This is a genomic window from Akkermansia muciniphila (assembly GCF_018709685.1).
Taxonomy (GTDB): Bacteria; Verrucomicrobiota; Verrucomicrobiia; order Verrucomicrobiales; family Akkermansiaceae; genus Akkermansia; species Akkermansia muciniphila_E.
Genome location: NZ_JABDHQ010000016.1, coordinates 18,287 through 31,127, shown reverse-complemented (window position 1 = coordinate 31,127; position 12,841 = coordinate 18,287). Strand labels below are relative to the sequence as shown.

Sequence of the window (12,841 nt, the reverse complement as noted above, 5' to 3'; positions counted from 1 at the left end):
TTTCTCCTCATGTTCTTATGCCTGTAACTTATTTCCCGGAAAGAGCGGAATCCAGCAATCTGAACATCCAGTCCCTGACGTGGGAGAACCGGAATCCGGATTTTTCTGCACGGTCCAGGCAGAGGCTGTAATCTCCTATTCCATTGTAGGGCGCCGGGTCTCCTCTCTCGTCAAGAACAGGCGCCTTTCCCGTCCGCGCCTCCATATAAGCCAGCATTTCCCTCAGGGAAACGGTTCCTTCACTGGCGGCATTGAGGACTCCCTGCGCCTGGTTTTCCGCCGCAAAGGCCAGCAGGCGCGCCGCTTCCTCCACGGGAATGAAGCTCATTCGGCTGTCCGGGTTGTCAATCATCATGGGACGTTCCGCCAGCAGGTGCTCCGCATAAAATTGCAGCCTGCGGGTGTTGTCTTCCGGTCCCATGATGACCGGGAAGCGCACGGCGAGGGTTTTCCGGGAGGCGTATTCCCGCGCCAGGACGCTTTCTGCGGCGCGTTTCCCCTCCGCGTAAGAGATGTTTTCATGCCCGGTCCGGGAGGGTGAGTATGTTTCTACACGGAAATCCTCTTCCCGGAGGCCGGGGCGGAGCGTGTAAACGGCGGCGGAAGACGCCATCACGTAAAGTCCGCAGGAGACAGTATCCAGAACCGTGGAAACGTCCCGGGCACCATAGGCCAGGTTGTCGTAAACCACGTCATAGCTTGTTTCCCGGAGTGCCGCAGCCATGGAACATGGGGCCGTCCGGTCAACCCGTATACGGTGCACGCGGTTCCCAAAGGCGTCACGGCTAATCCCCCGTGCGGCGATGGAAACCCGGTGGCCGTTTTCCAGCAGGGCGTTCACCAGACGGGTTCCCAGAAATCCCGTTCCTCCCAAAACAAGCGCATTCATTTCTGTGTGCTGGCGGACGGTTGCGGAAGGCTGTTTTCCAGCCTTCCCGATCATTACGGTTCCTGAACGGCGGCTTTTTTCCCGGTTCTGGTAACCAGAAGCACGCCCGTGAATACGAGCAGGACGGAGAGGGCCTTCATCCACCCGAAGTGGTCCATGCCCCACAGCACCGCCACGGAGGCGGCAATCACCGGCTGGCAGTAGTTATACATGCTGACGGCGGTGGGTTTCAGCCGCTGCTGGGCGAAGGACAGGCAGATGTAACTGACGAATGTAGCCAGCGCCACCACATAGGCGATGCCCAGCCACGTCTGCGCGGGCAGGGCGGAATAATGGATGGACGCCACCTCCCGGAAGGTGAAGGGGAGGCAGACGGCCACGGCATACGTGAACATCCATTTCATCAGGGTGACGGGAGAGTACTTGCCAATCAGGTTTTTAAAGAAGACGAAGTACACGGCTACACTGCACTGGGAGGCCAGGCAAAGAATGTACCCCAGCAGGTTGTTGTCTCCCGGAAGGGCCGCCGCCCGCACCCCGCTGCCGGAAATCAGCAGAATGGCCCCGACGGCGCTGGCGCAGACGCCGATGATTTTTTTCCCGGTGATCATTTCCCGGAGGACGAAGGCCGCCAGAATCATGGTCAGCACCGGGGTGATAGTGGTGATGATGGCCGCATCCGCCGGGGAGGTGAAGCCCACGCCCACCGTGAAAGCCATCTGGTTGAAGATGATGCCGAACAGGGAGGCGTAAAACAGGGTGATCCGGTCTTTCCGTTCAATGGTTTCCGCCGGCACGAAGGCGGAGGCCAGCCAGAACAGGATGGCCGCGCCCAGCAGGCGGAATGTAGCCAGTGAGGCGGAGCTTACTTCCCCCGGCTGCATCACCAGTTTGCTGACGGGAGACATGAGGCCCCAGATGACGGCCACCGTCCCCATGGCAATATGTCCCTTCAAGGTTCCGGATTCCATGGCATGGCCCGCCGCGCGGCGGGCAACGCATTCTCCGCTTCCGCAAACGGATTGCAAGCGTTTTTCATGTGCAGACGGAGGGGCGGAAATGAGGAGCCAGGGAATATTTTTCAGGAAGGATTCCCGGGAATGCCGTAATCCGGAGGAATTAAAAGACGCCCGGAACAGTTCGTTCCGGGCGCCGGGAGTAAAAGGCGGCCCGGCCGGGATTGCTATTCGGCAGGCATGGAGATGCCTATCTTGTGTTCCCGGCTGTTGCCGCGGAGTTCCGGAGCGTACATGGCTTCAATCACCGCGGGAAGGGCGCTGAAACGCCCCGGGCGTTCCGCGCGGAGGCGGTGGCTGATCTGGTAGCTCCCCATCGGCAGGGAGGAGAGGAAAATGCGTATTTCCTCATCCCCTATTTCCTTGTAGCCGGAGACGGTTCCCATCCAGGCGTATCCGCTGGCGGTTTCCTGTGATTCGCACCCTGCGGGCTTGGGGTCCAGAAGCATGAGGTATTCCACGTCGTTCTTCGTCTTCACGGTCATCACCACTTCAATGATGTCGCCGCTGGCGATGACGTCTCCATGTTGCAGCAGGGTGCGGCGGGTCACGTCCTTCCCCTGGGAGACGAGTTCCCCGCTGTCCGTCTGGGTATCCCTGACCGCGCCGTCCTTCACGGTTTCCTTTTGGATGCGGTAGTAGGCGCGCTCCACGGTAACGGCATTCCCGGCGGCGGGGATGGGGTCTTCCAGGGAAAAGTAGGTGAGCGTGGAGTTGGCGTAAATGTTGCCCTTGCCTTTCTTCCTGCGGATGGTGATGGCGTGTTTGCCGTCCGCCAGGTCTTTTCCGCTCATGCGGAAGACGTTGTCAAAGGTGAACAGGGTTTCCTTAGTGCTTGCAATCGTTTTGACCGGGACGCCGTCGTAAAGGATTTCCGCTTCCATGTCCTCCATGCCTTCCCTGGTTTGGAAAAGATAGGCTGACAGGGCTTCCAGGCAGTCCGCCGTGTCCTTGGTGGAGTTCCAGTAGGAGCCGTTGGAGCGGTTGTTGAGCAGCCATTTGGCCAGGCGCGCCGTGACGGGATTGTTGGGGTCGCTCTTGGCCATCAGCTTCAGGTAGGCCGCCTGCGTGGCTACGTCGCTTCCGTACCAGCGCCACCAGTAACCTTCGTTCGGGAGGCGCAGCCAGGCGGTTTGCAGGGAGTCGTCCTGCTGAAGGAACTGGGAGATGATGGGCATCACTTTCTTGAAATCGTCCATGCGGTGGGCGTCCAGCAGGATTTCCGCCAGCTGGATCTGGCTGATGACGGGGAGCTCCAGCCTGTCACGGAACAGGTAGCGTTCCATGGGAAGGTTGATGACGCCTCCTTCCACCAGCACGGAATAAACCAGGGCGTCCGTTGCTGAAGCCGTCAGGCGGTAATCTCCCAGTTTGCGGATGGCCTCCTTCTTCCCGGGGCCGTCCGGCAGTTGTTCCAGCTTCCGGTACTCGTCTCCCTTCGCCAGAAGGCTTGCCTGGCCCGCCTGGTAGTTTTCCAGCCAGCGGACGGCGCCGGAAAGCATGCCCTCCGGTACCTTGACCGTGTTTGAGGCCAGCTTGAGGCCATGGGCCACATGGGCCGTCATGACGGGGTCTCCCTCATTGGCTCCTCCAAACCATCCCCAGGAACCGTTGGAGAGCTGTTTCTCCCGGAGGGAGGCAATTCCCTTGGCGGCCAGCTTCTTCAGCGCGGCTTCATCATACACGGGGTTGCGTTCCAGCCTCTTCATGACGCTGTCATAAAAGGCCTTGTCCCGGATAGTCTGGGGATTCAGGTTGCGGTGGCTTTCCAGCGCCGCGCCGGGGTTCAGCCCCAGCTGCTTGAGTGTGTTCGTCACCACGAGGGCGGGCAGGAAGCGGTTGAGCGTCTGCTCCACGCAGCCATAGGGGTATTCCGCCAGGTAGGGCAGGGCCTCCACCATGCTCAGGGCGATGCTGGGGGAGACCTTGACGACCAGTTCGCTTTCTTCCCTGCGCCGCTGCTGCGGCAGGGTGATGGAGAGCTGCTGTTCCTGTTCTCCGGGCAGCACCACGGCGCTGTCCGCGTGGAGCTGCTTCATGCCGTGCACCAGCACGGGGAAGTTCATCTGCATGGCGTCCCCGGCGGAACCTGCCGCCGCTTCCATGGCGACGGTGGCGGTTCCCTCCCGGATGGCGGCGGTCCACCAGTTGACGACTGCCTGGCCCTGGGCGGGCACATCCACTTCCCGCACCGCGGAGTTGTCCGTGTCCGCGGCAAGACCCTTCACCGCCGGAGCGTCAGCCGGGAGAAGTTCCAGGCAGCCGTCTTTCAGGGAAATGGAAACACGGGCGCGGACGGCTTTGTCCGTCCGGTTGCGGACCAGGGCGCTGAGCATGACCACGTCTTTTTCCACAAAGAAGCGCGGGGCCTGCATGCTGACCATGAAATCTTTCGTCGTCAGGAATTCAGCGGAGGCCTGCCCCACTTGCAGGCTGGAAGTGATGACCCAGGCGGCGGCCTTCCAGGTAGTCAGGTTGTCCGGCATTTCCACGGGTACGGTGACGTTCCCCTCCTCATCTGTCTTGAGCGTGTCGCACCACTTGATGCAGTCCGCAAAGTTGGTGCGCAGTTGAATGGCGGGGGAGGCGTTTTCCGGTGCATTCGTGTTCCCTTGTCCGGCGGCAAAGGAATCATTCTCCAGGCTTCCTTCGTCTGCGGCCTTGGACTGCATTACCGGAGCCGGCGCTGCGGCCGGGGCTGCTCCTTCAGCCAGGAAGCGGCTCTCCGACTTGCTGAGAATGGCGGAATTTCCGGACCTGAGGCCACCCGTGGCGAGCCCGTTGAAAGTTCCAATTTGATCCCGCGTCAGATATCCGTATCTGCCGTAAAACAGCAGAGATTGGAAATAAGGCTGGTCCGGCCCCCTGTCCTGTGAGGTTCCCGAGGCCGTCATTTTTTTCAGGTTGAGGAAGGTGGTTCCATTCAGTCTGCCCCAAACGGTTTTGGCTATATCCGTGATGTTGGGGCGGGCGATGTATTCCAGCGCCTTGTCATAAACGGCCAGGGTCACGATGCCGTTTTTCACGGGCTTGCCGTCCGGGCCTTTCACCTGGACCGTTACGCTTCCCTGTTCCGCGGGCTGGTATTGGGGTTTGCCCGGCGTGACGGAAGGAGAAAGTATCTGGCTGTCCGGAGGCAGCAGCAGCTCCGCAGAGGCCTGGTGAAGTTCCCCGTTCCTGACGGTGAAGGCGTTCACGCCCATGTTGGGCATGTCTTCACGGGTGAGCGGGCACTCCACCAGGGCAGTCTGCCTGTCCAGGGAAACCAGGCGGCGGGACTCGTTTTTCCAGGAGTTGCGCAGGAAGGTCCAGACGCGGGCGTCCGGATAGTCCGACGTAACGAGCAATTTGGCCGTATCTCCCGGAGCGTATTCCCTCTTATCCGGAGTGATGGCAAGAGGGTTGATTTTAAATGGATTATGTTTTCCCGTGCCGTAGGAAAGGAACTGGAAGGATTCCTGCACCTTGTTCCCGTGCCCGTCCTCCAGCGTGGTGGAGAGGGTGTACAGCCCTGATTCCCTGGTCTGGAAGGAGAGGGAGGCCTCCCCTTCCTTTCCGGTGGTGATGTTCCAGGTTTCCAGAGCCTGGCGGCTGCCGTCCGCCTTGATATGCTGCAACACCGTCGTTCCCGTGGCGGCGCCTATCTTGACTCCGTCCGCCGTGGCGGCGGTGATGGTGGCCTGCACCGGCGTTCCGGTAGGCGCGTAGCCACGGTTCAGGGAGGTGAAGATATTGAACGGGCGGAACGTGGCGATCACCTGGCCGGAAGCGGAAATTTCCCGCAGGGAAGCGTCCGTAACACTGGCGGAGACGCGGTAAGTGATGTTCCGGGAGGCGAAATCCCGCGCATCCTGCGCCGTGGAGAGTTCTACGGACGCTTTTCCATCCTTGTCCAGCGGCACCGTTTTTTCCAGGACGGTGAGGGGCGCGTCAGGGGAGAAGGGGATATAATACGGGCTGAAGGAGCGGTCATACAGCCAGCCCCATTTCCAATAAGGCGTCCAGACGTCCGCCCCCAGCGTCCGGGTAATGGTGATGGTGGCCTTTCCTTCACTCACGGGGCCGCCCGCATAATAATCCGCCTGGATGGAGACGGGGATGGACTGTCCCAGGCGGATGGGCTTGGAGGGCGCGTCCATCTTGACGGAAAATTCCGGTTTCTTGTACTCTTCCATCCGGAAAAGCGGGGCGTACAGCCTGAAATCAGGGTCGGCTGAATCTTGCAGCTGCAGGCTGGCGGAATACTGTCCCAGCTGGGCTCCTGCCGGGATGAGCAGTTCCAGTTCAAAGCAGCCCGTGGAATCCGTAGTGACGGTTTTTGGCGGAAAAACACTCTTGTCTCCCGTGGGGTCCGTGATGGTCAGCGTCAGTTTTTTCCCGGCGCAATCCTGCGTTCCGGGATTCGCGATGTCCGGGCGGAAGAGAACGCCCTTAAAGCGGGCCGTCTGCCCGGGGCGGTACACGGGCTGGCTTTCCAGGAAAAAGCAGGAATAGGGATCGGAGGCTTTGTTGTCAGTGCCCATGAGCTGGTTGCCGGATTCCCAGCCATAACCCTCCAGCCCCGCGATCACGTAGCTGTTCCCCCTGGAGGCGATGCCTAGGAACATGGAATAAAAGGGATTTTGCCTGTCCGGGGACGGAATGGTTTCAATCAGGGCTCCGTCCTTGTCCGTGGTCCCTTTCACCTGATGCTTTTTAAGCGTTTTATCTTCCCGGTAGCGCAGCAGGCGCAGGTCAGCCCCTTCCACGGGCGTTCCTGTTTTGGCGTCCGCCAGGAACCAGAGATTGCCTTCCGGAACGGAACGGCGCACCAGCACCATGTCCGACAGGGTGAGGAAGCGGTGGAAGCGGTAGCCGTTGTCCAGCGTAACGGTAAGCAGGTACCAGCCGGGCTGCTCCGTAGGAACGGGAATCTGGGCGATCCGGTTCAGGTGCCGGTCTCCCGGGTCCAGAGCTACATCCGGCCCCTTGATTTCTTCCCCCAGGTAGTCCGCGTATGACTTGTCATGCAGTAAATTGAAAAGAAGAGTCCCCATACTGGAATACTTCTTCCTGTACGCCTTGCCCAGCGTGCTGGAGGACTGCACCTTGTTCATCCGTTCCTGCTGCCACCGCCGCATATCCACGGAACGGGCCGTAACGCGGGCACGGGCGGCGTTACGATAGGAGAAGGAAACCGTCACCGGTTCTCCGGATAACAGGGTTCTCTTGTCCGCGTCAAAAGTTCCGTTGGGTTCCGTGATGGCGGCAATGCGTTTCTTCAGGTTATCCGCCATGCGCAGGAATTCTTCCTTGTCCTGTTGATTCCAGGACTGCGCGTTCCAGTTTTTCAAGGCCGTTGCCAGTGTTTCCGCTGCGTGCGGCCTCTGGTTGCGGGACAGGAATTCATCGGCGGCCAGATTGGAGGCGGTAATGTAATACTTCGGATAGGGGGCGGGCGTGACGGTGGAGGCAATCCTGATGAAATCGTAATCAGGGGGAAGGGTGACGAGCATGAATTTACCCTTGCCTGTCCGGTCCGTTTTAACCACGGTCTGGTTCGTCTTCAATTCCGCCGGATTGATGCCCGCCACGGCGCCCGCGTTGCCGGGGCCGTACACGAATTCCTGGTCGGGAGCCGTATTGGAATAGGAAAACAGCTCCTGGCACCAGGACGCCGTATAACAGTTGATCTGGTTGGCCATTTCCGGGTCTGCCTGAATGGCGGCATCCAGCAGCCAGCGCATGCGCTCCCCGTCATTCTTCGCTGTCTCCCAGGAGGAAGAGGCATGGTAGAAAACCACCTCCGGCTTTCCCGTCTCCGGGTTAACCGTGACGGGCACCGTTCCGACGTTCCGGAAGGGGGAGGCTTCCTCCCTGGAAACGTAATCCGGCAGTTCCTTCAGGCTGGTCAGGTTGCCCAGGGCGGCGTAAGCCTGGAAGGGGGAAGGGGAATTGTAGCGGCTGCTTCTGATCAATAAAGCCTGCGCCGTCAGGAAACGCAGCTGCCCCAGAAGCTTCATATCCCCGTCCTTCTGCGCCAGCTGCATGGCCTTGAAAAGGCACCGGAGGGCCTGCACCCGGTCCCGCGCCTCTCCGGAATATTCCCCGTCCCATGGCTCACTGCCGCGGATATAGGCCCCGTCCACCAGCTTGAACGTATGGAAGGCGTCCTGATACAGGAGGGCGGCATCCATCAGGAACTGCGGATTATTCCCGTGGCGCTTCATCTGCTCTTGCAGGATGGTATCCAGATTCAGGGAATCGTCCAGGGCGTTCAGTCGCTTGAGCGCCTGGTAGTAGAGAAGTAAATCCGCTCCGCTGTACTGGTCATCGTACTCGTTGAGCTGTTTTAAGGACTGTTCGGCAGCCTGTTTGAACAGCCTCTTTTCCAAAAGTTTTTCAATCGCCTCCGTGGATTGCTTCCTCTGCTGCCCGGCAGGGGAGGAAGCCTTGTCCGCATCCCTGGCGGCGTGTCCCTCCTGTTCCTGCGGGGAGGTGCCGGAGGATGCTGCGGAAGCCATTCCGGAAGCCAGCATGCCCGCCGCCAGAAAAAGCGCGGAAAAGATTCTGTTCATTCAGCCAGAATACTTCCCCGGAAAATATTTGGCAAGTTACAAGTAGGTTACAAAATGCGGGAAATTGTCTTAACGCCTGTAAATGGACGGGGCTTCCGTCACTCAGGCAGCCTGTCTTTACACGCCAGGCGGTAAATGGCTTCCACATCCCGGGCGTCCAGCTTTTCCAACCCGCCGATGGGGCCGCGCACGCTGATGGCCTGTTCCGCCATCAGGGGGAAGTCTTCGGGCCGGATGCCCAGCTCTTCCATGGCTGTTGGAAGCCCCAGCTCCCGGTAAAAACGTTCCAGGCGGGAAATGCCTTCCCGGATGAGGGCATCCGGGTCCCGGAAGGAGCCTTCCGCGCCCATCACATTCACGGAGAACTGCACGAACATCTCCCGGTGCTTGGGGGAAACATACTTCATCCATGCCGGGGTGACGACGGCCAGGCCCGCGCCGTGGTCCACATGATACAAGGCGCTCAATTCGTGCTCCATGGCATGGCATCCCCAATCCTGTTCACGGCCCACGCCCAGCAGGTTGTTATGGGCGATGTTGCCGGAAAAGGCGATCTCCGCCCAGGCGTCGTAATCATGCAGGTTCCTGTTCAGGATGCGGGCATTTCTCATGATAGTGCGCAGGGTGGCTTCACACAGGCCGTCGGACAGGTCCGTATGCAGGGTTCTGGTGAAATAGCGCTCAAAAATGTGGCTCATCATATCGCTGACGCCGTTGGCCATCTGGCGGTGCGGGAGCGTGAAAAACAATTCCGGATTAATGATGCTGAATACGGGGCGCAGCTGGGGGGCGCCGTACCCCAGTTTGCGCCTGGTCTCTTCATTGGTGATGACGGTATTCGGGCTGCTCTCGCTGCCCGCGGCGGGAATGGTCAGCACGGTGGCGACGGGAAGCGGCTCCGCCTGCGGCTGTTTCCTGGAAAGGTACAGATCCCACACGTCTCCTTCATGGGGAACGCCCAGAGCAATCGCCTTGGCGGAATCAATCACGCTCCCGCCACCTACGGCCAGTATCATGCCCAGGCCGTGTTCTCGGCAGAGGCGGATGCCTTCATACACCAGGGGCAGCGTGGGGTTCGGCTGGACGCCGCCCAGTTCCTCATACTCCACCCCGGCGGCTTTCAGGGAAGCTGTGACGGCGTCATAAAGGCCGGAACGCTTGATGCTGCCGCCTCCGTAGTGGAGCAGGACTTTTTTGCCGAACGGTTTGAGAAGGGCGCCCGCTTCATGCTGGGTGCCTTTTCCGAAAATGAGCGTGGTCTTGTTGTCGTGAACGAAATTGAGCATGGCTGGAAGACGGGGAGGGTGCCTTTAACGCTACGGCCCTTCCGTTCCCGGCTCAAGGCTTTTGTGCGCCCCGTTCCGCTTCTGATGGAAAGGTATGCTCGTTTTCCGGAGCATGTTCCCCGGGTACCGTTCCAATTGCATCCGGTTCTCCGTTTTCTTTTGTTTGGCCACGGCATGGAGCAGTAAATGATGCTATGGGACAGTTGTACGTACGGCAATTTGGTGCAGGCCATGCAGTTGGTGGAATGGACAGGAAAAAATGGCGGCAGAAGACACGGAAGGAGAAGAAGACATAATAATGCATCATGGAAATAACGCTTCAAAATCAAGGTCCATGGCGCAATCGCCCCGCTTTTTGCTTGAGCGGAGGAATCTTCCCGTTTATTGTCCTGCACGGACAATGTCCGGTCCCCGTAGTTCAATGGATAGAACGGGTCTCTCCTAAAGACTAGATGTAGGTTCGATTCCTACCGGGGACGCCACCTAAACATTTCGAAGCCTTGCCTAAGTATGAAGAATGCAAGGTTTTTTACTCCCTGCTTCCCGTCATGCACCGTAATGATCAACTGGGTTGAGGCGCATTCAAGGGTACTTTTATCCTGTTCATAAGGAGCATCTACAATGATTTCACGGAAAATTTGATGATCATGAGTTCTTGTTTGCGGAAAGTGATGGTGTTACCGTCCTTTCCAATGAGATGGTTCTTTCTTTTTCTGTTGGGCATGGGCGTCACGTATGCGGAAACCCTCCGGGGAGTTGTCATCAATGTTGTTGACGGTGACACGGTCATTCTTTTGGAGAAGGGGCCGGAGGGAAAGCGCACGCACCGGGTGCAGCTTAAAGGGATTGACGCTCCGGAATACGGACAGGCCGGAGGGGAAGAGGCAAAGGCTTATCTGGAAAAGCTTGTTTGGGGAGAAACGGTTACGGTCCAATATGCCGGGGTTGACCAGTATGGCCGCATTCTGGGGCTGGTCCTGTGCGGAGCATCGCGCGTGAATGATGAGATGGTGAAGGAAGGGTGGGCATGGCGTTACAAAAATTCAGCCAGCAGAACGCTGGCCGCTTATGAATCAGAGGCCAGAGCCGGAAAAAAAGGATTATGGGCTGAACCTAATCCCATTTCCCCATGGGAATGGCGAGACAGGAAGAGAGGCAAGGAAAAAGGCGGGAGTTTTTGAAAACGCCGCGGGAGGCCAGTATAGGGGCATTGAAGAATATTTGAAATAATATGGTTTTTTAATCATATGGGAACACAATAAAATAATTCATTAAAGAGATTCCATTGTATTCATGATTATTTTTCTTGCATGAATGGGATTGTTTGTTAGATTTCCTCCGTAACTAACTCCATGAATTGTTTTTCCGCCTGTATTCTGTTTGCGTGTGCAGCCATTCAGCCCGTTGCTGCGTCAACGGATGTTCCGCTGCTCCGGGAGGCGGTGTTGAATCTGTCTTTCCTGAGAGTCCTGATTGAGGATTCTGTGGACAGGGTTATTCCCCAGTTGCTGGTGGGGCTTTCATGCTCGTATGAGGACCAGTTGGGAGGCCCCGTTTTTTATGAAGAGGTTCCGGAGGCGCTTTTCTGTACGGATTCAACGGGAAAGGTTCTGAAAATATACAGGGTTTCTGCTGATGCAGACAGGGCGTTTGACGTGGGGCATGGTGATCCCGTCTGGATCACTATGGCCATCCAGCGTCCCGATCCCGGTGCGGAGTGGGTCCGCATCCGGGGATTTCTGATGTGCGCTTTTGCGGATGACCTGGTGGAGCTGCCTCCCGTGGTTCTTCCGTTGAGCGAGAAAGAGGCTACGGTGGAACTGCCTCTTGAAAAGCCGCGTAAGGACAAGGTGGCCCTTACCCTGAAAAAGTCCTATGAACTGTGGAAATTGCAGGTGGAGGGGAGGAGTGATTTCTATTTCAATTCCTTCCATGTCAGGGATGAAAACGGCCAGGCCCTGAAGGGGCAGGGCACGTTGAGCAGCCGGGGCAGGAAGATGCGGCTGTGGGGGAGGAGCTACCGTGTCTCCTCCCGCAGCCGTTCCGTGCGCGTGGTGGTCTCCTACTGGAATAAGCGCATGTTCCGCAAAGTGCCTGTGGATATGAAAATCGGCCTGGGAGGTTCTGCCTTTCCCGGCTGCTAATTCGGAATAAGTTGATGAAAAGGTTTGTTATAACCGCCTGCTGCTGTGCGGGGGTGCTGATGGGTGCGGATATTCCCGTGAAGAATGTCCCTTATGCCGGAACCGATTTGAAGGAGCCGCTCATCGGGCTGTCTTCCATGTCTCTGGTGATGGGGGAGCCTTTTAATTTTCTCAAGACGCATATTGACCTGTACTGCGTGTTTCCCGGTCCGGAGATGCTGGTGCCGGAGCAGCCTGAACAGGAATTGACAGTTACTGATTCCAATGGCGTCCGCCTGAGAATCCGTTCCGTCCGGCTGGAGGAGAAGCGGATCAGGGACAAGCGCTTGAGGAAGGCGGCCATCCACATTAATTTAAAGGACGTTCCGTCCCGCGGCGCTCGCTGGGTCCACGTGAGCGGCACTCTTTTTCTTCCCCTGTGCCGTGGATTGGAGTCCCTGGATTTCGGAAGAGTGGAGCTGAAGGAGAGCGGCGTGTCCATTCCTGCGCCGGACCCCATTGCCGTGCGGCGGGCTCTGGAAAATAATCGGGTGGAGATAGCGGACATGGCCCAGATGGAGACGGTGACGCTGAAAGTGACCAGGCTGGAAGGGCGCAAGCGCCATGCCCCGGCGAACGAACCGGGGGAGGAATGGAAGTTCATGGTTTATTCCGAGGTGTATGCGGAGAATATGTTCCGCGCGCAGGATTTTGTGTTTCATGATATGAAGGGCAACAGGGTGAAGCCCCTTCTTACCTGCGACTACGCCCATAATGAAGACAGGGGGAAGTCTTTTCTGTTCAAGGGAGCGCCCAGGTTCATGGAGGTGGCTGTCCTGTATCAGGGGCCTTCCCGCATCAGGCCGGTTCCCGTGGATATTAAAATAGGGGTGGGCGGCGTGATGCCCGCGGCCCTTCCGGCTCCGCAGGGGGAACCCCGGCAGGATGCCAGTTCCCGCTGATTTGCCTC

General features: G+C 58.4%; 7 protein-coding genes and 1 tRNA gene. 4 read left to right on the top strand and 4 right to left on the bottom strand.

What is annotated here, in order from left to right:
• Nucleotides 1-28: 28 nt before the first annotated feature.
• The 4 genes from HHJ06_RS09995 to HHJ06_RS09980 form a co-directional block, all read right to left on the bottom strand.
• Nucleotides 29-889, bottom strand: a complete 861-nt coding sequence (locus HHJ06_RS09995; RefSeq protein ID WP_215429311.1) for an NAD-dependent epimerase/dehydratase family protein — start codon at nt 887-889, stop codon at nt 29-31.
• A 53-nt stretch (nt 890-942) separates the two neighbouring features.
• On the bottom strand, nt 943-1,845 hold the full coding sequence (locus HHJ06_RS09990) for a DMT family transporter (protein WP_251841495.1): 903 nt from the start codon (nt 1,843-1,845) through the stop codon (nt 943-945).
• A gap of 227 nt (nt 1,846-2,072) precedes the next feature.
• Complete coding sequence (locus HHJ06_RS09985; RefSeq protein ID WP_215429307.1) at nt 2,073-8,462, bottom strand: alpha-2-macroglobulin family protein; 6,390 nt, start codon at nt 8,460-8,462, stop codon at nt 2,073-2,075.
• Between the two features lie 98 nt (nt 8,463-8,560).
• A complete protein-coding gene (locus tag HHJ06_RS09980; RefSeq protein ID WP_215429304.1) occupies nt 8,561-9,748 on the bottom strand; it encodes an iron-containing alcohol dehydrogenase in 1,188 nt (395 codons plus the stop codon).
• A gap of 407 nt (nt 9,749-10,155) precedes the next feature.
• Between HHJ06_RS09980 and HHJ06_RS09975 the strand changes: the two genes are divergently transcribed.
• The 4 genes from HHJ06_RS09975 to HHJ06_RS09960 all read left to right on the top strand — a co-directional run bounded on the left by HHJ06_RS09975 (nt 10,156) and on the right by HHJ06_RS09960 (nt 12,833).
• Nucleotides 10,156-10,230, top strand: a tRNA-Arg gene (locus HHJ06_RS09975).
• Between the two features lie 210 nt (nt 10,231-10,440).
• Nucleotides 10,441-10,929, top strand: coding sequence for a thermonuclease family protein (locus HHJ06_RS09970; protein WP_215429302.1), 489 nt, complete (start codon nt 10,441-10,443; stop codon nt 10,927-10,929).
• Nucleotides 10,930-11,100: 171 nt separating this feature from the next.
• Nucleotides 11,101-11,892 carry a hypothetical protein gene (locus HHJ06_RS09965; RefSeq protein WP_215429300.1) on the top strand — a complete coding sequence of 264 codons (792 nt, stop codon included), beginning with the start codon at nt 11,101-11,103 and terminating at the stop codon, nt 11,890-11,892.
• A 14-nt stretch (nt 11,893-11,906) separates the two neighbouring features.
• A complete protein-coding gene (locus tag HHJ06_RS09960) occupies nt 11,907-12,833 on the top strand; it encodes a hypothetical protein (RefSeq protein WP_215429298.1) in 927 nt (308 codons plus the stop codon).
• Nucleotides 12,834-12,841: the final 8 nt, after the last annotated feature.